The organism is Streptomyces sp. 184 (assembly GCF_045781775.1).
In the GTDB taxonomy this organism is placed as follows: domain Bacteria; phylum Actinomycetota; class Actinomycetes; order Streptomycetales; family Streptomycetaceae; genus Streptomyces.
On sequence record NZ_CP123230.1, the window covers coordinates 2,525,828 to 2,543,940 of the forward strand.

Sequence of the window (18,113 nt, forward strand, 5' to 3'; positions counted from 1 at the left end):
GCCGGCCATGGCAACGGAGTCGAGCCCCCTGGTCAGCCTGCGGGGCGTGGGCAAGAGCTACCGCGCCGTCTCGGCGCTGGACGCGGTGGACCTGGACATCGCGCCGGGCGAGGTGCACTGCCTCGCCGGCGAGAACGGTGCCGGCAAGTCCACCCTGATCAAGGTGCTGACCGGCGCGGTGGCCCGCGACGGCGGCACGTACCGGGTGCTCGGCCGCGAGATGCGCACCCACGTCACCCCCGCGGAGGCGCGCGCCGCCGGCATCGGCGTGGTGTACCAGGAACTGAGCCTGATGCCCGAGCTGACCGTGGCCAGCAACCTGTGCATGTTCGGGCTGCCCGGCCGGGCCGGCTGGGTCGACCGCCGCCGGCAGCGCGCGCAGGCCCGGGAGATGCTGGCCCGGGTGGGCCTGAACGACCTGGACCCGCGCACCCGGGTCTCCGAACTGACCACCGCCACCCGGCAGTTGGTCGAGATCGCCCGGGTCCTCGGCCAGGACGCGCGGCTCGTCGTCTTCGACGAGCCGACCACCGCGCTGTCCGCGCAGGAGGCGGACGCGCTGCTGGCGCGCATCGCCGCGCTGCGGGAGGAGGGCGTCTCCGTCCTGTACGTCACCCACCGGCTGGAGGAGATGTTCGCCGTCGGCGACCGGGTCACCGTGCTGCGCGACGGCCGGGTGGTCGAGACCCGGCCGATGTCCGACTACGACGAGGACGGCCTCGTGCAGTCGATGGTCGGCCGCCGCATCGAGAACCTGTACCCCGGCGAGCGCCCGGAGCCCGGCGACGTACGGCTGGAGCTGCGCGGGCTCAGGCCCGCCGGCTTCCCCGCGCCGGTGGACCTGACCGTCCGCCGCGGCGAGGTCGTGGGCCTGGCCGGGCTGCTCGGCTCCGGCCGCACCGAACTGCTGCGCGCCGCCTTCGGCGCCGACCCGGTGCTCGGCGGCGAGATCCTGGTCGACGGCCGCCGGGTCGCCGCCACCTCCCCGCGCGCCGCCGCCCGGGCCGGGCTCGGGCTGCTGCCCGAGGACCGCAAGGAGTCCGGGCTGCTGCTCGGGCTGAGCGTCGAGAAGAACGTCGCCATCGCCAGCCTGCCGCGCACCGGCACCTTCGGGGTGCTGCGCCGCCGCCGGATGCGCGAGCACGTCACCGCCGCCTCCGCGGGCCTGCGCATCAAGCTCGGCGACTGGAGCGACCCGGTCTCCTCCCTCTCCGGCGGCAACCAGCAGAAGACGCTGGTCGCCCGCTGGCGGGCCACCGGCGCCAGGGTGCTGCTGCTCGACGAGCCCACCAAGGGCGTCGACGTCGGCTCCAAGGCCGACATCTACCAGGTGATCGCCGAACTGGCCGCGGACGGCCTGGCCATCGTCGTCGTCTCCTCCTACCTCCCCGAACTGCTCGGCCTGTGCGACCGCGTCGAAGTGGTGCGCCAGCGCCGGCTGGTGGGCTCGCTGCCCGCCGCGGAGGCCACCGAGGAGGCCGTGCTGCGCCTGGCCAGCCCCGTGGGCCCGGCGGCCGGCGCGGACCCGGCCGCGGCCCTGGCCGCAGGCACCCCCGCGGCCGGTCCGCCCGGCCCCGCCGAACCTTCCGCACCGTCCCTGGAGAACCGATGACCGACCTTTCCAGAGCCACCGTCCCCGCCGCCGGCGGAGGTACGTCCAAGGGCATCCGGTTCGGCAAACGCCCGGCCCGCCAGCCCGCCGACACCGAGATCCTGCGCCTGGGCCAGGTGCTGGGCCGCACCTCCGGCGGCATCCCCGTGCTGCTGGTGCTGGCCTTCGCGCTGACCATGTCCACCGAATCGTTCCTCACCGGCACCAACCTGGACAACCTCGGCCGGCAGGTGTCCATCTTCGCGATCATCGCCGTCGGCCAGCTCATCGTCATCCTGACCGCGGGCATCGACCTGTCGGTCGGCTCGGTCGTCGGCCTGTCCGGCATCGTCGCCGCCAAGGTGGTCTACGACACCGGCGGCGGGCTGCCCATCGCGGGCGCCGTGCTCCTCGCGCTGCTCGTCGGCGCCGCCGCCGGGCTGATCAACGGACTGCTGGTGGCGTTCCTCAAGATGCCGCCGTTCATCGTGACGCTCGGAATGATGGGCGCCGCCCGCGGCGCGACCCTGCTGCTCAGCGACGGCCGCACCGTGCAGCCGCTGCCGGACGGCTTCTCCGAACTCGGCGGCGGCAGCGTGCTGGGCATCTCCCATCTGACCTGGCTGATGGTGCTCATCACGGTCTTCTTCGCGCTGCTGCTGCGGCGCACCGTCTGGGGCGAGTACGTCTACGCGGTCGGCTCCAGCGCCGAGTCCGCCCGGCTGACGGGCGTGCCCGTACGCCGCGTCCTGGTCAGCGCGTACGTGCTGTCCGGGACCCTGGCCGCCGCGGCCGGCGTGCTGCTCGCCTCCCGCCTCGGCAACGGCGTGCCCACCTCCGGCAACGGCTACGAACTCCAGGCCATCGCCGCCTGCGTGATCGGCGGGGCCAGCCTCTTCGGCGCGAAGGGCAGCGCGCTCGGCGCGCTCGTCGGCGCGCTGGTGGTCGGCATGCTCAACAACGGCGGCACGCTGCTGGGCATCGACCCGTTCTGGCTCCAGATCGTCATCGGCGTGCTGATCCTCGCCGCCGTCGCCACCGAGCACGTGCACAACCTGCGCCGCGGCGGCAAGGCGCGGCCGGGACCGGCCGCCCGGCAGGCGGAGGCCGGGGGACCGCCGCCACCGGCCGGGGGCACGGCGCAACCGGACACGGGGGCCGCGGCGGAGAAGACTGCCGGTGAGCCGACCCCGACGAAACGAGCGGCACCATGATCATTGCGCACGATCTCGGCACCACCGGCGACAAGGCGTCGCTGCACGCCGACGACGGCACCCCGGTCGCCGCCCTGACCGAGCACTACGACACCGACTTCCGCGCCGGCGGCATCGCCGAGCAGGACCCCGAGGTGTGGTGGCGGGCGGTGTGCGCCGCCACCCGGCGGCTGCTGGCGCACACCGGCGTACGTCCCGCGGAGGTGGCCGCCGTCGGGTTCAGCGGCCAGATGATGGGCGCGGTGCTGCTCGACTCCGCGTACCGGCCGGTGCGGCCCTCGCTGATCTGGGCCGACCACCGCAGCCAGGAGCAGGCCGACCGGCTGATCGCGGCGCTGGGCGCCGAGCGGGCGTACCGCCTGCTCGGCCACCAGCTCCACCCCACCTACTCGCTGACCAAGGTGATGTGGGTACGCGACCGGGAGCCGGAGACCTTCGCCCGGGTCGCCCACGTCTGCCTGGCCAAGGACTACGTCGTGCACCGCCTCACCGGCGTGCTCGCCACCGACCGCTCCGACGCCTCCAGCACCAACGCCTACGACCAGCCCGCCGGCGCCTGGTCCGCCGAGGTTCTGACGGCGGCCGACGTCGACCCCGCGCTCTTCCCCGAGATCGTGCCCTCCACCACCGTGGCGGGACCGCTGCTGCCCGAGGCCGCCGAGGCCACCGGGCTGGCCGCCGGCACCCCCGTCGTCCTCGGCGGCGGCGACGGCCCGCTGGCCGCGCTGGGCGCCGGCGTCATCGACCCCGCCGACGGCGCGTACACCTACCTCGGGTCCTCCTCCTGGGTGTCGCTCTCCGCCGAACGACCGCTGCACGACCCGCGGATGCGCACCATGACCTTCGACCACGTCGTCCCCGGCCGCTACGTGCCGACCGCGACCATGCAGGCCGGCGGCGCGTCGCTGGACTGGGTGGCGGAGGTGCTGCGGCCGGACCAGGACGGGGGCCGCTTCCCCGAACTGCTCGCCGCGGCGGCCGACGCCGACACCGCGGGCCTGTACTTCCTGCCGCATCTGCTGGGCGAGCGCTCCCCGTACTGGAACGCCGCCGCCGCGGGCGCGTTCCTCGGCCTCACCCGCCACCACCTCCAGGCCCACCTGACCCGCGCGGTGCTGGAGGGCGTGGCGTTCAACCTGGCCACCTGCGTCGGCGCGTTCCGCGAGGCGGGGCATCCCGTCGACCGGGTCGACGCCATCGGCGGCGGCGCGGCCAGCGACCTGTGGCTCCAGATCCTCGCCGACGTGTGGGGCGCCACCGTGCGCCGCCGCAGCATCGTCGAGGAGGCCAACAGCCTGGGCGCCGCCGTCACCGCGGGCGTCGGCGCCGGCCTGGTCGACGGCTTCGCCGTCGCCCGCGGCCTGTCCGACGTCACCGCCGAGTTCACGCCGGACCCCGGCCGGCACGCCGACTACCGGCGGCGGCACGCGCTGTTCCTGGAGGCGTACGAGCGGCTGGAACCGTGGTTCGCGAAGGAGAAGCGATGACCGGAGCCCCCGAGAGCGCGGCGGACGCGGCGCCCGTCGTGCTGGTGACGTCGCGGTCCTTCGGCAGCGGCACCGCGCCCGTCGAGGACGAACTCGCCGCCGCCGGGCTGCGCGTGGTGCGCGGCTCCACCGTCCACGACACCGCGGAACTGGCCCCGCTGCTCGCCGGTGCCGTCGCCTGGATCGCCGGCACCGCGCCCGTCACCGACGCGCACCTGGCCGCCGCGCCGCGGCTGAAGGTCCTCGCCCGCTACGGCGTCGGCGTCGACAGCGTCGACCTGGCCGCCGCCGCCCGCCACGGCGTCACCGTCACCAACACCCCCGCCGCGAACAGCGACGCCGTCGCCGACCTCGGCATCGCGCTGCTGCTCGCCGCGCTGCGCGGCGTCGCCGCCGGCGACCGGGCGGTACGCGCCGGGTCCTGGCAGCCGCGCCGCGGCCGGGAACTGGGCACCCTCACACTCGGCGTCGTCGGCCTCGGCCGGGTCGGGCGCGGGGTGGCGCGGCGCGCCGCCGGGTTCGGCACCGAGGTGCTGGGGCACGACCCGTACCTGGACCCGGTGGTCTTCGAGGTGCTGGGCGTCCGGCAGACGCCGCTCGCGGAGCTGGCCGGGCGGTGCGGCGCGGTGAGCCTGCACGCCCCCGGCGGCACCCGGGTGGTCGACGAGCGGTGGCTCGCCGGGGCCCGGCCCGGGCTGGTCCTCGTCAACACGGCGCGGGCCGACCTCGTCGACGAGCACGCCGTCGCCGCGGCGCTGCGGGACGGCCGGCTGGGCGCGTACGCCGCGGACACCCTCGCGGGCGAGGGCGGCGGCGGCGCCGAAAGCCCGCTGCTGGACCCGGAGTTCGCCGACCGGGTGGTCCTCACCCCGCACCTGGGGGCGCAGACCGTCGAGGCGGTGGACCGGATGGGCGCCGGCGCCGTACGGGCCGTCCTCGACGTGCTCGCGGGCCGCGCGCCCGCCCACCCCGTACCCCTGCCCGTACCCGCCACCGAAGAGAGCGCACCGTGACCACCCAGCACCCCCCGGCAGCCACCCCGCCCGGCCTCGCCGCGCCGCCCGGACTGCCCGCGTTCCCCGCCCCACCCGTGTCACCGTCCCCGTCCCCGCTCGACGGGCTGCGCCGCGCCGGCGTCGTCGCCGTCCTGCGCGCGCCGACCGCGGACGGCGCGCTGGCCGCCGTGGCGGCGCTGGTCGCGGGCGGCGTCACCGGCATCGAGATCACGTACTCCACACCCGACGCGCCCGCGGTCATCACCGAGGTACGCGCCCGCCACCCCGAGGCGCTGGTCGGCGCGGGCACCGTGCTCACCCCCGCGCAGGCCGCCGCCGCGGCCGAGGCCGGCGCCGCGTTCCTGGTCAGCCCCGGCACCACGCCCGAACTGGCCGCCGCCATGCTGGACACGGGCCTGCCCGTGCTCTCCGGCGCCCTGACCCCGAGCGAGGTCATGGCCGCCACCGCGCTCGGCGTGCACGCGGTCAAGGTCTTCCCCGCCTCCCTCGGCGGGCCCGGCTATCTGCGCGCGCTGCGCGGCCCGTTCCCCGACGTGCCGCTGGTTCCGACCGGCGGCGTCTCCGCCGGCAACCTGGGGGAGTGGTTCGCGGCCGGCGCGGTGGCGGTCGGCGCGGGCGGCGAGCTGTGCTCGTCCGCGCACATCGCCGCGGGGCGCTGGGAGTCGCTGACCGTACGGGCCCGGGCGTTCACCGCGGCGCTGGCGGAGGTCCGCCGGGCAGCGGGCGGCCCCGCGGGCCGGAGTGATGCGGGCGACTCGCGTGCGGAGGCGGTCCGTTGAGCGCAGAGACCGCCACCGCCGCGGACACGGGGGCGATGGCGTTCGTCGGCGTCAGCACCGGCGAGTCGTCCATCATGCGGATCTTCCCCGAGTGGGCCCGCCTCCTCGGCCTGCCCACCGACCGCCTCGTCGGCTTCGACCTGCCGCCGGACGCCGAGCCCGCCCGCTACCGGGCGGTGGCCGACCGGATCCGGCGGGACCCGCTGCTGCTCGGCGCGCTGATCACCACGCACAAGATAGGCGTGTACCGGGCCGCAGCCGACCTCTTCGACGAACTGGACGACTTCGCCACCCTGTGCGGCGAGGTGTCCTCGGTCTCCAAGCGGGACGGCCGCGTCATCGGCCACGCCAAGGACCCGCTGACCGCGGGCCTGGCCATCGAGGAGTTCCTCGCACCCGGCCACTTCGCCGCCACCGGCGGCGAACTGCTCTGCCTGGGCGCCGGCGGCGCCGGCACCGCTATCGGCTACTACCTCGCCCGCAGGCCCGACGCCCCCGCCCGCATCGTCTGCACCGACCGCTCCGCCGACCGGCTCGCCGGGCTGGCCGACGTGCTCCGGCGCGGCGGCGCCGACCCCGCCCGGCTGCGTACCGTGGTCACCGACGGCCCCGCCGACGACCTGCTCGCGGCGGCGCCGCCCGGCACCCTCGTCGTCAACGCCACCGGCCTCGGCAAGGACCGGCCCGGCTCGCCGCTGTCGCCCGCGGCGCTCTTCCCGCGCGGGGCCGTGGCGTGGGAGCTGAACTACCGCGGCTCGCTGCCCTTCCTGCACGCGGCCCGCGCCCAGGCCGCCGGGCGCGGCCTCGAAGTCGTCGACGGCTGGCGGTACTTCATCCACGGCTGGTCGCAGGTCGTCGCGGAGGTCTTCGGCCTGTCCCTGGACGACGCGACCGTCGACCGGCTCTCCGCCGCCGCCGAGGCCGTACGGTGAGCGTGCGCACGGTCCTCGGCGACGTGCCCGCCGACCGGCTCGGCCGGACCGACTACCACGAGCACCTCTTCCAGGTCTCCCCGCTGCTGCCCGGCGACGAGCTGGACGACGAGGCGCGCAGCGGGCAGGAGGCGGCGTACCTGCGCGCGGCCGGCTTCGCGGCGGTGGTCGAGGCGACCCCGGTGGGCCTGGGCCGCGACCCGGCGGGCGTCGCCCGCATCGCGCGGGCCACCGGGCTGCACGTCGTCCACACCACCGGCGCCCACCGCGAGCCGCACTACGCCCCCGGCCACCGGCTGCTCGGCATGGCCGAGGCCGAACTGGCCGCGCTCTTCACCGCCGAGCTGACCGACGGCATGCACGCGGACGCGGACCTGGCGGTACGGGCCGACCCCGCGGTGCGCGCCGGGATCGTCAAGGCGGGCGTCGGGTACTGGTCGGTCTCGCCGTTCGAGCGCCGGGTGCTCGCCGCGGCCGGTGCCGCCCACCGGGCCACGGGGGCGCCGGTGATGGTGCACCTGGAGTACGGCAGCGCGGCGTTCGAGGTGCTGGCGGAGCTGGCCGGGCACGGGGTGCCGGCGCACCGGGTCGTCCTCGCGCACGCCGACCGCAACCCCGACCCGGGGCTGCACGCGGAGCTGTGCGCGGCCGGCGCGTACCTCGGCTACGACGGCATGGCCCGCCACCGCGGCCACCCCGACTCCACCGTGCTGGGCTGCCTGCTGGCCACCGCCGCCCGCGCGGGCCCCGACCGGCTGCTCCTCGGCGGCGACGTCGCCCGGCGCAGCCGCTACCGCGCGTACGGCGGCATGCCGGGCCTGGACTACCTGCCCCGCCGCTTCCTCCCGCGGGTGGCGGCGGAGGGCGGCGCGGCGCTGGCCGACGCGGTCACGGTGACCAACCCGGCCCGGCTGCTGGACTGGAACGGCACCCCCTGAGGCGGCGCCCCGGGGCCGCGGGCGGCTCAGCCCGTCACCCGGGGGGCCGCGCCCGGAGACCGCGGGCCGCTCAGCCCGCGTCGTCCTCCGCGACGGTCTCCAGGATCGCCTCGCCGTACTTCGCGAGCTTGTTCTCGCCGACGCCGCTGACCGAGCCCAGCGAGGCGAGCGACCCGGGGCGCTCGGTGGCGATCTGCCGCAGCGTCGCGTCGTGGAAGATCACGTACGCGGGCACGCCCTGCTCCTTCGCGGTCGCGCCCCGCCACGCGCGCAGCCGCTCGAAGAGCGACGCCGCCTCCGCGGGCAGGTCGACGGCCTCCGCGCGCTTCGACCCGGACTTCGCCTTCGCCGCCTTCGCCGCCCGCTTGGGCTCGGTGCGCAGCGGCACCTTGCGGCCCCGGTACAGCACCTCGTCGGCTTCCTCGGTGAGCACCAGCGTGCCGTAGTCGCCCTCGACGGCCAGCAGCCCCTTGGCGAGCAACTGCCGGACGACACCGCGCCACTCGTGCTCGGCGAGGTCGTCGCCGACGCCGAAGACGGACAGCGAGTCGTGGTCGTGCTGGATGACCTTGGCCGTCTTGCGGCCCATGAGGATGTCGACGATCTGCCCGGCGCCGAACTTCTGCCGCCGCTCGCGCCGCAGCCGCACCACCGTGGACAGCAGCTTCTGCGCGGCGACCGTGCCGTCCCAGGACTCCGGGGGCGTCAGGCACGTGTCGCAGTTGCCGCACGGCGAACCGCTCTGGCCGAAGTAGGCGAGCAGTTGGGAGCGCCGGCAGTCGATGCTCTCGCAGAGCGCGAGCATCGCGTCGAGGTGGGCGCTCGCCCGCCGCCGGTGGGCCTCGTCGCCCTCGGAGCCGTCGATGAGCTTGCGCTGCTGCACCACGTCCTGGAGCCCGTACGCGAGCCACGCGGTGGAGGGCAGCCCGTCGCGGCCGGCGCGGCCGGTCTCCTGGTAGTAGCCCTCGACGGACTTGGGCAGGTCGAGATGGGCGACGTAGCGCACGTCGGGCTTGTCGATGCCCATGCCGAACGCGATGGTGGCGACGATCGCCATGCCCTCCTCCCGCAGGAAGCGCGACTGGTGCTCGGCGCGGGTCGCCGCGGGCAGGCCGGCGTGGTACGGCAGGGCGTCGATCCCGTTGCGTACGAGGAAGTCCGCGGTGTCCTCCACCGACTTGCGCGACAGGCAGTAGACGATGCCCGCGTCGCCCGCGTGCTCGGTGCGCAGCAGCTCCAGGAGCTGCTTCTTCGGCTCGCGCTTCGGCGCGATGCGGTACTGGATGTTGGGCCGGTCGAAGCTGGCGACGAAGTGGCGGGCCTGCTCCAGTTGCAGCCGGCTCGCGATCTCCGCGTGCGTCGCCTTGGTCGCCGTCGCGGTCAGCGCGATACGCGGCACGTCCGGCCAGCGCTCGGAGAGCGCGGAGAGCGCGAGGTAGTCGGGCCGGAAGTCGTGCCCCCACTGCGAGACGCAGTGCGCCTCGTCGATGGCGAACAGCGCGATCGTCCCGCGGTCGAGCAGCCGCGTCGTGGACTCCACCCGCAGCCGCTCGGGCGCCAGGTAGAGCAGGTCGATCTCGCCCGCGACGTACTCGGCCTCGACCATCCGCCGCTCGTCGGGATCCTGTGTGGAGTTCAGGAACCCGGCCCGCACCCCGAGCGCGCGCAGCGCGTCGACCTGGTCCTGCATCAGCGCGATGAGCGGCGAGATCACCACCCCGGTGCCGGGGCGCACGAGCGCGGGAATCTGGTAGCACAGCGACTTGCCGCCGCCGGTCGGCATCAGCACGAGGGCGTCGCCGCCGCCCACGACATGGTCGATGATCTCCTGCTGACCCTCGCGGAACGACTCGTAGCCGAAGACCTTGCTGAGGACCGTCAGCGCCTCGGTGGAACTCATCGGGCGAGTTTATGCCCCACCGCCGACATCCCGCCGGGCGATCCGCGGAGCAGGACGCGGGCCCGGCGGCCGAGCCGCCTCAGGCACCGTGCGGCCCTCGGTTCGCCGGGGTGGCCGGGTTGGGGTTGCCGGTGACGGTGTTCAGCCAGAAGGCGCCGTGCAGGCCGTGGAAGGCGGCCATGAGGTAGGCGCCGGCGAGGGTGGCGACCGCGGCGGCCCACGGGTGGCCGGGCATGTCGGCCAGGAAGACGAACAGGACGGTCAGGGCGATCCCGGAGACCCCGGCCAGGGCGTTGCGCAGGGGGGAGTTCCCCCAGAGGTTCGGGAACTCCTCACCGGCGAGGCCCTTGACGAGGTGCGGGAGCGCGTTGGTGCCCATGAGGCCGGTGAGGAAGGAGAACACGATGGTCTGGGGCATGGCTCCCTCGATTTCGGTCAACATCCGTTGACTGAAACATAGCGTCGGCGCAGACGTGAGTCAACATCTGTAGACTGAAGCGGTGGGCCCCGCACCTGTCTCCCGAGCCGAGCAGCGCCGGCACACCCAGGACCGGATCCTGGCGGCGGCGAGGAAGCTGTTCGCCGAGCACGGCTACGACCGCACGACGATCCGCGGGATCGCGGCCGAGGCGAAGACCGATCCCGGCCTCGTCATGCGGTACTTCGGGTCCAAGGAGCGGCTTTTCGCCCGGGTCGCCGTGGTCCACCGGCGGGAACCCGTCGACGGGCCCCCCGACCAGGTCGCCGAACTGCTGCTGGCGGCCCTGAGCGCGAAGATCACGGCAGAGCCGGCCGGCGCGCTGGCCGCGGTCCGGTCGATGTTCACCCACCCCGAGGCCGCCGCGGAGGTACGCGAGGCGATGCTCGCCGAGCAGCGCCAGGTCGCCGGGGTGCTGCCGGCCGAGGACGCGGACCTGCGCACCGGGCTGATCGGCGCGCTCACCCTGGGGACCGTCATCGCGCGGTATCTGCTGGAGCTGGACGGGCTGCGGGACGCGCCACCGGAGAAGGTCGTCGCGCTGCTGCGTCCGTCGTTCCACTCGATCGTCCACAGCGACCCGGAGACCGGGCCCCCCGGTGCGGCCACCGCGAACGGCGACCGTACCGGGCAGGGCTAGAGGGTGAAGCCGGCGGGGAAGGGGTCCTCGGGGTCGAGGAGGTACTGGCCCATGCCCGTGATCCAGGCGCGGCCGGTGACCGTCGGGACCTGCGCGTGGAAGCCGCCGACCTCCGTTTCCGCCTCCAGGCGGCCGGTGAACAGCGTGCCGAGCAGCGACTCGTTGACGAAGTCCGCGCCCAGCTCCAGCTCCCCGCGCGCGTACAACTGCGCCATCCGCGCCGACGTGCCCGTACCGCACGGGGAGCGGTCGAACCAGCCGGGGTGGATGACCATCGCGTTGCGCGCGTCGGCGGCCCCGCCGGCCGGCGGGGCCGTCAACTGGACGTGCTTGCAGCCGGAGATCCCGGGGTCCGCCGGGTGCACCGGGCGGTTCCGCCCGTTGATCGCATCCATGATCGCCAGGCCCGCGCCCAGCATCCGCTCCTTCTCCGCCTTCGCGAACGGGATGCCGATGCTCTCGACCGGCAGGATCGCGTAGAAGTTGCCGCCGTACGCCATGTCGTACGCGACCCGCCCCAGCCCCGGCACCTCCACCGCCGCGTCCAGCTCCAGCGCGAACGACGGCACGTTGCGGAACGTCACCGACTCCGCCCGGCCGCCCGAGACCGCGACCCTGGCGATCACCAGCCCCGCGGGCGTGTCGAGACGGACCTCCGTGACCGGCTCGGTGACCGTGACCATGCCCGTCTCCACCAGCACGGTGGCCACGCCGATCGTGCCGTGGCCGCACATCGGCAGCAGGCCGGAGACCTCGATGTAGAGCACGCCGTAGTCGGCGTCCGGCCGGGTCGGCGGCTGGAGGATCGCGCCGCTCATCGCGGCGTGCCCGCGCGGCTCGTTCACCAGCAACTGCCGGACGTCGTCGAGGTGCCCGGCGAAGTACGCGCGGCGCTCGGCCATGGTGGCGCCGGGCACCACCCCCACACCGCCGGTGATCACCCGGGTCGGCATGCCCTCGGTGTGCGAGTCGACGGCCGTGAAGTAGCGGGAGGCGCGCACGTCACACCACCGCCGGTGCGGCTCGGAAGGCCGGGTCCCACGTGTCCTGCGGCATGGCTGTCTCCTCGGTGTGGCGGTGGCGGTGGCGGTGTGGCGGTCTTGCTGACCGGTGGCGGTGCGGGGTACAGCGGTAGAGGGGGACAGCGGTACGGCGGGCACGGGGGCGGTCACGGCGGTGGCGGATCCGGCTCCGCCAGCTCCCCCAGCCGGACGGGGGACGCGATCGGGCGCCGGGCGAACGCCGCCGGGCCGGAGGAGTCGGGCGAGCCCGTCAGGCAGGCGACGTTGGGGCCGCACACGCGGCCCTGGCACGGGCCGAGCCCCACCCTGCTGACCAGCTTCACCGCCCGTACCCCGAGCGCTTCGCGCTCCTCGACCGAGCGGCGCAGCTCGCCGTACGAGACCTCCTCGCAGCGGCACACGAGGGTGTCCTCGCGCAGCCATGTACGCCACCCGTCCGGCACCGGGTACGCACGCGCCAGCGCGGCGGCGAACCGGCGCCCGGCCCGTACCCGCCGCAGCGCCGCCACCGGCGGCGCCGGACGGGCGCCGAGGAGCCGGGCCGCGGCGGTGCCCGCGACCTCGCCCTCCGCGGCGGCCGGGTCCGCGCCGCCGACGCCGGTCAGTTCGCCCGCCGCGAACACCCCCGGCACCGACGTCGCCTGGGCGGCGTCGACCGCGACGAACCCGCCGTCGAGCGCGCACCCGGCGGCGACCGCCGTCTCCAACTGCGGGACGAACCCGAAGCCGACGCACACCGCGTCGACCGCCACCCGGCGCTCGCTGCCCGGCACGACGGACCAGCCGGCGTCGAGCCGCGCCGTGGTGACCGCCTCCACGCGGTCCCTGCCGTGCGCGGCGACGACGGTGGCGCGGCGCCGGTACGGGATGCGGCGGCGGGCCAGCAGCGCGGCGTAGCCGGCGAGTTCGCCGAGCCTGCCGCGCCCGGCGACGACGTCCGCGGGCCGGCGCAGCCAGGCGGTGACCGGCTCGGCGGCCTCCAGCACCCCGGCGACCTCGGCCCCGACCGCCGTCAGCGACGCGGCGACCGGCAGCAGGAACGGCCCGGTGCCGGCCAGCAGCACGCGCTCGCCGACGCGCACGCCCTGCCCCTTCGCCAGCGCCTGCGCGGCGCCGGCGGTGAAGACGCCGGGCAGTTCCCAGCCGGGGAACGGCAGCGCCCTGTCGTACGCCCCGGTGGCCAGCACCAGCGCGCGGGTCTCGACGCTGCGCCCGGTACGGCCCGGGCCGTCGGCGGGTCCGGTGCGGATGTGCACCCGGTGCCCGCCGCCGGGCACGGGCTCCAGCGCCCAGACCACCGAGTGCGGCAGGTGCTCCACGCCGGGCGGCGGCGCGAACCGGTCGCGGCCGGCGAGGGCGTCCTGCCGGTGGTACTGCCCGCCGAGCGCGCCGCCGGAGTCCACGAGCAGCACGCCGGTGCCGTGCCCCGCCGCGGCCCGGGCGGCGGCCATCCCGGCGGGCCCGCCGCCGATGACGACGACGGCGGCGGAGGTGCCGTTCCCGGCGCTGCCGGTGCCGGTGCGGTTCACGCCGGCAGCTCCGCGCCGTCCTGGGTGCGGATGTCGTCGCCGCCGCGGACGAGCCGCTGGCAGGCGCGGACGTCGGGGGCGCCGTTGACGACGACGAGGCAGTCGTGGCAGACGCCGATGCCGCAGAAGACGCCGCGCGGCGGGCCGCCGCCGCGGGTGGTCCGCCAGGAGACCCGGCCGAGCGCCAGCAGCAGCCCGGCCACCGTCCGCCCGGACTCGGTGACCAGCTCCTCCCCGTCGACGCGCACGATCAGCAGGCGTCCGGCCCGCTCCGCCCCGGCCCGCTCCGCCCCGGCGGCCCGTTCCGTACCGGAGCCTGCCGCCGCTGCCTGCTGCCGCATCCGCCCCCGCCTACGCCCGCTCATCCGCCGCCTCCCTCATGACCTCCGGCCGGTCCACCCGGAACGGCCGCGCGTCGACCTCCGGCTCCCGCCCGGTGAGCAGGGCCGCCAGCAGGTGCCCGGTGCCGGCCGCCAGGCCGATGCCCGCGCCCTCGTGCCCCGTCGCGTGCCACAGCCCCGGCCGGCGCGGATCCTCGCCGATCACCGGGAGGTGGTCCGGGACGTACGGGCGGAAGCCGCCGTACGCGCGGATCACCGGCACCCCGGCGAGCACGGGGAAGAGCGCGACCGCCTTGCGCGCCAGTTCGCGCAGCACCGCCACCCGCACCGTCTCGTCGAAGCCGGCCCGCTCCCGGCTGGAGCCGATGAGCACCGTCCCGGCCCGCGTCGCCTCCACGACGGTCGACGTCCGCAGGTCCGCGCTGCCGCCGGCCACCGCGCCGACGTAGTCGGCGTCGTAGACCTTGTGCCGTACCGTGCCCGCGGGCAGTGCGGCGGTGACGAGGACCAGCCCGCGCCGCGGCAGCACCGCGACGGGGGCGCCCGCGGCGGCGGCGAACCGGCCGGCCCACGGCCCGCAGGCGTTGACGACCGCGCCGCACGGGACCGTGCCCCGGTCGGTGCGCACCCCGGTGACGGCGCCCGCGGCGCCGACGGTGACCCCGAGGGCGGTGACACCGGCCCGCACCCGCCCGCCCCGGGCCCGTACCGCGGCCAGCAGGGCGGTCGTCGCGAGCACCGGCTGCAACTGGCCGTCCTGCGGGTAGTGCACGGCCGCCGTCACCTCCGCCGTCAGGTGCGGCTCCAGCGCGCCGGCCCCGGCGGGGCTCACCGGCTCCGCGCGGACGCCCGCGGTGCGCTGGGCGGCGGCGAAGCCGGCCAGCGCCTCGGCCGCCGCCGGCGTGGTCGCGACGACCAGGCCGCCCTTGGCCTCCCACTCCGCCTCCGCGGTGCGCGGGCCGACCAGCTCGCGCAGTTCGGCGAGGAGTTGGGGCCAGCGGCGGCGGGAGTGCCGGGCGAGGGCCAGCTCGGGGCCGGGTTCCTTGTCGGAGAGCAGGACGTTGCCCTCGCCGGCGGCGGTGGTGCCGCTCGCGGGCGCGCCGCGGTCCAGCACCGCCACCGAGAGCCCGGCGGCGGTCAGTGCCTCGGCGCAGGCCGCGCCGATCACCCCGGCGCCCACGACCACGACGTCGTACGCCACCTGCCGCCCACCTCCGTTCATTAAAACGAACGGCAACGAGCGTATGGAGGGCGCCGATCGGCGGTCAAGCCCCTGCTTCGGGCGCGTGTTGTGCGTTTCGTCGCGGCGCCGGCACGGCGCACGAGACGACGGGGAGCGCGGGGTGCGCGACGGCCGGGTACTCCAGCATCAGCACCGAGAGCACCGGGCCCTCGACGGTCTCGTAGACATGCGGGTCCGCGGCCGGGAAGCAGACGTAGTCGCCGGGGCCCAGCTCGTACGGCGCCTCCGGCGGGCCCACCCGGAGCCGCCCGGAGGTGACCACGACGTGCTCGCGCCCGGGGTGTCCGGCGGAGTGCTGCACCTCGCCGGGGCGCACCCGCTGGTCGTACAGCTCGACGACCGTGTCGGTGAGGTCCATGCGGCGCAGCATCCGCAGGTCGACCGCGTTGCTGCTGAGCACTTCGAGGCCCGCCGAGCGGACGAGCAGCACGTCCGGGTCCTCGCGCTCGGTGAGCAGCGACGACACCGGAACCCCCAGAGCGTTCGACAAACTGAACACGGTCTCGATGGTGGGGTTCCCGGTCCCGGACTCCAGTTGGGACAGCGTGCCCTTGGCGATCCCGGAGGCGCGGGCCAGTGCCGAGAGGGTGAGTCCCGCCCGCGTCCGCAGCGCCCGCAGGTTGGCCCCGAGCACCCGGCCTGCCTGTTCCCGTACCACCGGACCTCCTCGACGCCTCGTGCGAGAGGCTACCCCGCGCCCGGCGAGGCGGCGACGGGCGTATTCGCTATTCGCGTATCGTCGTTTTCATTGGTCGGCCCATTGGCGCGGGGAGTCGGCTTCAATTCCCCGTGAATCCGGGGCCGTTGTTACTCAGGGGTTGTCGTGTGCATGTCCCGGATGTTTTCATGGCCGACCGGACAGCGCGCGCACAATCCCTGAATCCCCCACATCCACCCCCCACCTGAAGAAGGAGACCAGGATGGCAGCACATCCGGGTTTCGACCGCCGCGCCCTGCTGCGCGGCGGACTGACCGCCACCGCGGCCGGAGCGCTCGGGCTCGGCGCGGCGGGGCTCGCACACGCCGCGCCCAGGTCAGCGACCACGTCGGCACCTGCCGCGGCCCCCGCCTCGCTGCGCGGCGCCCGCTCGCTCGCGGCACCGGAGCCGCGCATCTACACCACCGCGGAATGGGGTGCCCGACCGCCGGAAATCGACATCGTCGTCCTCGACCACGTGCCGACGTACATCGTCGTCCACCACACCGCGGAACCCGGCAACAGCGAGGATTACTCGCTGGAACACGCCATGCAAATCTGCCGGTCGATCCAGAACTTCCACATGGACACCCAGGGCTGGGGCGACACCGGCCAGCAGTTCACCATCAGCCGCGGCGGTTACTGCCTCGAAGGCCGGCACGAGAGCCTGGACGTCGTGCGCGGCGGCACCCAGCACGTGCAGGGCGCCAACGTCGGCGGGCGCAACAGCGAGGTCATCGGCATCGAGAACGAGGGCCTGTACACCGACGTCGACGTGCCCGCCGCGCTGTGGGACTCGCTCGTCGCGATGGTCGCCTGGATGGCCGGCCAGTACGGGCGGCCGGTGGAGAACATCATGGGCCACCGCGACTTCAACTCCACCGAGTGCCCCGGCGAGGTGCTCTACGGCCGGCTGCCGGAGTTGCGCGACGCGGTGGCCGGAGCGCTCGGCGCACCGGCGCCGGCCAGGGCCGCCGTCTGGCCGCTGCTGCGGCCCGGCGACAGCGGCCCCAGGGTGCGCGCGGCGCAGCACCTGCTGCGCGCCCGCGGGTTCACCGGGCTGCCGGCCGACGGGCTGTTCGGCCCGGAGACGAAGCGGGCCGTCGCCAAGCTCGCCACGGTGCACGGCGTCGAGCGGCACTCGTGCTCGGCGGAGTACCACAAGCGCGCCGACGAGACGGGGTACCTGGGCTCGGACATCTGGCCGCTGATCACCCCGCGCGGGCGCGCCGGGGCCGGTGGCGAGGTCGCGAAGGCGGTGGAGGTGCTGCTCGGCCGCGGCAAGCGGGCCCCGGCGAGCCGGGAGCTGAACGCGACGGGGTGGAAGCAACTGCTGTCCTGACGGCCGGAGCGGGTACGGAATCCGCTCACGGAACCCGTACGGGACCCGCGTCAGCAACGACGCCGCGACCGTCGCGTACGCCCCCTCCCGGACGTACCCGGCGGTCGCCGGCGTCAGCGCCGGCCCGTGACGAAGGGGCGGAGCTTGTCGGCGAGGTCCTCGCTCGTGACCCGCTGGAAGTCGTCGGCCAGGTAGAGGGTCTCGTCGGGGCACGTCTGCTCGGGGCTCGTCGCGCCGTCGAGGGCGAACTTTGTCACCAGCTCGCCGGTGCGGGCCTCGAAGACCCGGTAGACGTAGCGCGCGCTCAGGACGTCGACCTCGCCGTCGCCGGTGTTGTTGGCGCCGCCGAGGTAGGTGCAGGTGCCGACGGTCCGGCCCGGCCGCTCCCAGTCGTCGTACTCGCAGACCACTAGCTGGGTGTCGTGCTTGTCGAACGCCGGGTCCCAGCTCTCGGGCAGATGCGGCGGCTCGCTCTCCGCGCCGGGGATCTCGTCCTTGAACAGCACGGCGGGGTGCGGCCCGGGGCCGTCGTAGGCGGGGCCGCCGGGCAGGTACGCCTTCACCTTGCCGGCCTCGAACGGCTCGGTGAAGTCGCAGACGTCCTCGCTGTTCCGTACGGTCCGGCGCGTCGGCGGCGGAGGCGTGCGCGGCAGCGGGTCGTAGGAGACCGTCGGGCTCGCCCCCCTGGCCTCGCCGCCGTCCCCGCCGCCGCATGCGACCGGCCCGGCAAGCCCGGCGACGGCGGCCAGCACCACCCCGGCCAAGCCGCGCCGCACACGTCCCACGATGCCCGCTCCTTATCCCGACGCCTCCGGTTCCGTCCGCACCGTACCGCCACCGCCCGGGGACGGGTCCCCCTCCGGTCCCGGGTGCCTGTCGCGCCAAGGTCAACTACGGACGGACTCTTGGTGGTTGGGTAGGTGTCGAACAGTGCCGGAGGATGTCTGCTCCGGCACGGGAGGAG

Annotated in this window: 17 protein-coding genes; 9 read left to right on the top strand and 8 right to left on the bottom strand. The window is 75.5% G+C overall.

Annotated elements, in window-relative coordinates; all coding sequences use genetic code 11:
* The first annotated feature begins 7 nt into the window (after window positions 1-7).
* From QBL21_RS10795 to QBL21_RS10825, 7 genes are read left to right on the top strand one after another with little or no spacing between them, the layout of a single operon-like run.
* Window positions 8-1,612 carry a sugar ABC transporter ATP-binding protein gene (locus tag QBL21_RS10795; RefSeq protein ID WP_407561890.1) on the top strand — a complete coding sequence of 535 codons (1,605 nt, stop codon included), beginning with the start codon at window positions 8-10 and terminating at the stop codon, window positions 1,610-1,612.
* Window positions 1,609-2,805 (top strand): ABC transporter permease, encoded by a 1,197-nt coding sequence (locus QBL21_RS10800; protein WP_407561891.1) that lies wholly within the window; start codon window positions 1,609-1,611, stop codon window positions 2,803-2,805. The genes QBL21_RS10795 and QBL21_RS10800 overlap by 4 nt, the downstream gene beginning before the upstream one ends.
* On the top strand, window positions 2,802-4,292 hold the full coding sequence (xylB, locus tag QBL21_RS10805; RefSeq protein ID WP_407561892.1) for a xylulokinase: 1,491 nt from the start codon (window positions 2,802-2,804) through the stop codon (window positions 4,290-4,292). Before QBL21_RS10800 ends, xylB begins: the two co-directional genes overlap by 4 nt.
* The gene (locus QBL21_RS10810) at window positions 4,289-5,305 is read left to right on the top strand and encodes an NAD(P)-dependent oxidoreductase (protein WP_407561893.1); all 1,017 of its coding nucleotides are present in this window, start codon (window positions 4,289-4,291) and stop codon (window positions 5,303-5,305) included. The genes xylB and QBL21_RS10810 overlap by 4 nt, the downstream gene beginning before the upstream one ends.
* A complete protein-coding gene (locus tag QBL21_RS10815) occupies window positions 5,302-6,087 on the top strand; it encodes a bifunctional 4-hydroxy-2-oxoglutarate aldolase/2-dehydro-3-deoxy-phosphogluconate aldolase (RefSeq protein WP_407561895.1) in 786 nt (261 codons plus the stop codon). Before QBL21_RS10810 ends, QBL21_RS10815 begins: the two co-directional genes overlap by 4 nt.
* Window positions 6,084-7,019 carry a shikimate dehydrogenase gene (locus QBL21_RS10820; RefSeq protein ID WP_407561896.1) on the top strand — a complete coding sequence of 312 codons (936 nt, stop codon included), beginning with the start codon at window positions 6,084-6,086 and terminating at the stop codon, window positions 7,017-7,019. Before QBL21_RS10815 ends, QBL21_RS10820 begins: the two co-directional genes overlap by 4 nt.
* A complete protein-coding gene (locus tag QBL21_RS10825; protein WP_407561897.1) occupies window positions 7,016-7,957 on the top strand; it encodes a phosphotriesterase in 942 nt (313 codons plus the stop codon). The genes QBL21_RS10820 and QBL21_RS10825 overlap by 4 nt, the downstream gene beginning before the upstream one ends.
* A gap of 70 nt (window positions 7,958-8,027) precedes the next feature.
* On the opposite strand, the gene recQ is transcribed toward QBL21_RS10825, so the two are convergent.
* Together recQ and QBL21_RS10835 are read right to left on the bottom strand one after the other, a co-directional pair.
* The gene (recQ, locus tag QBL21_RS10830) at window positions 8,028-9,857 is read right to left on the bottom strand and encodes a DNA helicase RecQ (protein WP_407561898.1); all 1,830 of its coding nucleotides are present in this window, start codon (window positions 9,855-9,857) and stop codon (window positions 8,028-8,030) included.
* A gap of 79 nt (window positions 9,858-9,936) precedes the next feature.
* The gene (locus QBL21_RS10835) at window positions 9,937-10,275 is read right to left on the bottom strand and encodes a hypothetical protein (protein WP_407561900.1); all 339 of its coding nucleotides are present in this window, start codon (window positions 10,273-10,275) and stop codon (window positions 9,937-9,939) included.
* Window positions 10,276-10,357: 82 nt separating this feature from the next.
* Here QBL21_RS10835 and QBL21_RS10840 point away from each other — a divergent pair, with 82 nt between their 5' ends.
* A complete protein-coding gene (locus QBL21_RS10840) occupies window positions 10,358-10,975 on the top strand; it encodes a TetR/AcrR family transcriptional regulator (RefSeq protein ID WP_407561901.1) in 618 nt (205 codons plus the stop codon).
* Here QBL21_RS10840 and QBL21_RS10845 read toward each other — a convergent pair.
* From QBL21_RS10845 to QBL21_RS10865, 5 genes are all read right to left on the bottom strand, one after another.
* Window positions 10,972-11,976 (bottom strand): proline racemase family protein, encoded by a 1,005-nt coding sequence (locus QBL21_RS10845; protein ID WP_407561903.1) that lies wholly within the window; start codon window positions 11,974-11,976, stop codon window positions 10,972-10,974. The two genes, QBL21_RS10840 and QBL21_RS10845, sit on opposite strands and share 4 nt — an antisense overlap.
* Window positions 11,977-12,143: 167 nt before the next feature.
* Window positions 12,144-13,448 (bottom strand): FAD-dependent oxidoreductase, encoded by a 1,305-nt coding sequence (locus QBL21_RS10850; RefSeq protein WP_407566375.1) that lies wholly within the window; start codon window positions 13,446-13,448, stop codon window positions 12,144-12,146.
* Window positions 13,449-13,522: 74 nt separating this feature from the next.
* Window positions 13,523-13,867 (bottom strand): (2Fe-2S)-binding protein, encoded by a 345-nt coding sequence (locus QBL21_RS10855; RefSeq protein WP_407566376.1) that lies wholly within the window; start codon window positions 13,865-13,867, stop codon window positions 13,523-13,525.
* Window positions 13,868-13,877: 10 nt separating this feature from the next.
* On the bottom strand, window positions 13,878-15,068 hold the full coding sequence (locus tag QBL21_RS10860; RefSeq protein ID WP_407561904.1) for an NAD(P)/FAD-dependent oxidoreductase: 1,191 nt from the start codon (window positions 15,066-15,068) through the stop codon (window positions 13,878-13,880).
* A gap of 64 nt (window positions 15,069-15,132) precedes the next feature.
* Complete coding sequence (locus QBL21_RS10865; RefSeq protein ID WP_407561905.1) at window positions 15,133-15,768, bottom strand: helix-turn-helix domain-containing protein; 636 nt, start codon at window positions 15,766-15,768, stop codon at window positions 15,133-15,135.
* A 262-nt stretch (window positions 15,769-16,030) separates the two neighbouring features.
* Between QBL21_RS10865 and QBL21_RS10870 the strand changes: the two genes are divergently transcribed.
* Window positions 16,031-17,149, top strand: coding sequence for an N-acetylmuramoyl-L-alanine amidase (locus tag QBL21_RS10870; RefSeq protein WP_407561906.1), 1,119 nt, complete (start codon window positions 16,031-16,033; stop codon window positions 17,147-17,149).
* Between the two features lie 113 nt (window positions 17,150-17,262).
* Here QBL21_RS10870 and QBL21_RS10875 read toward each other — a convergent pair whose 3' ends face one another.
* Entirely contained in the window at window positions 17,263-17,934 is a 672-nt protein-coding gene (locus tag QBL21_RS10875) for a hypothetical protein (protein ID WP_407561908.1), read from the bottom strand.
* Window positions 17,935-18,113 lie beyond the last annotated feature (179 nt).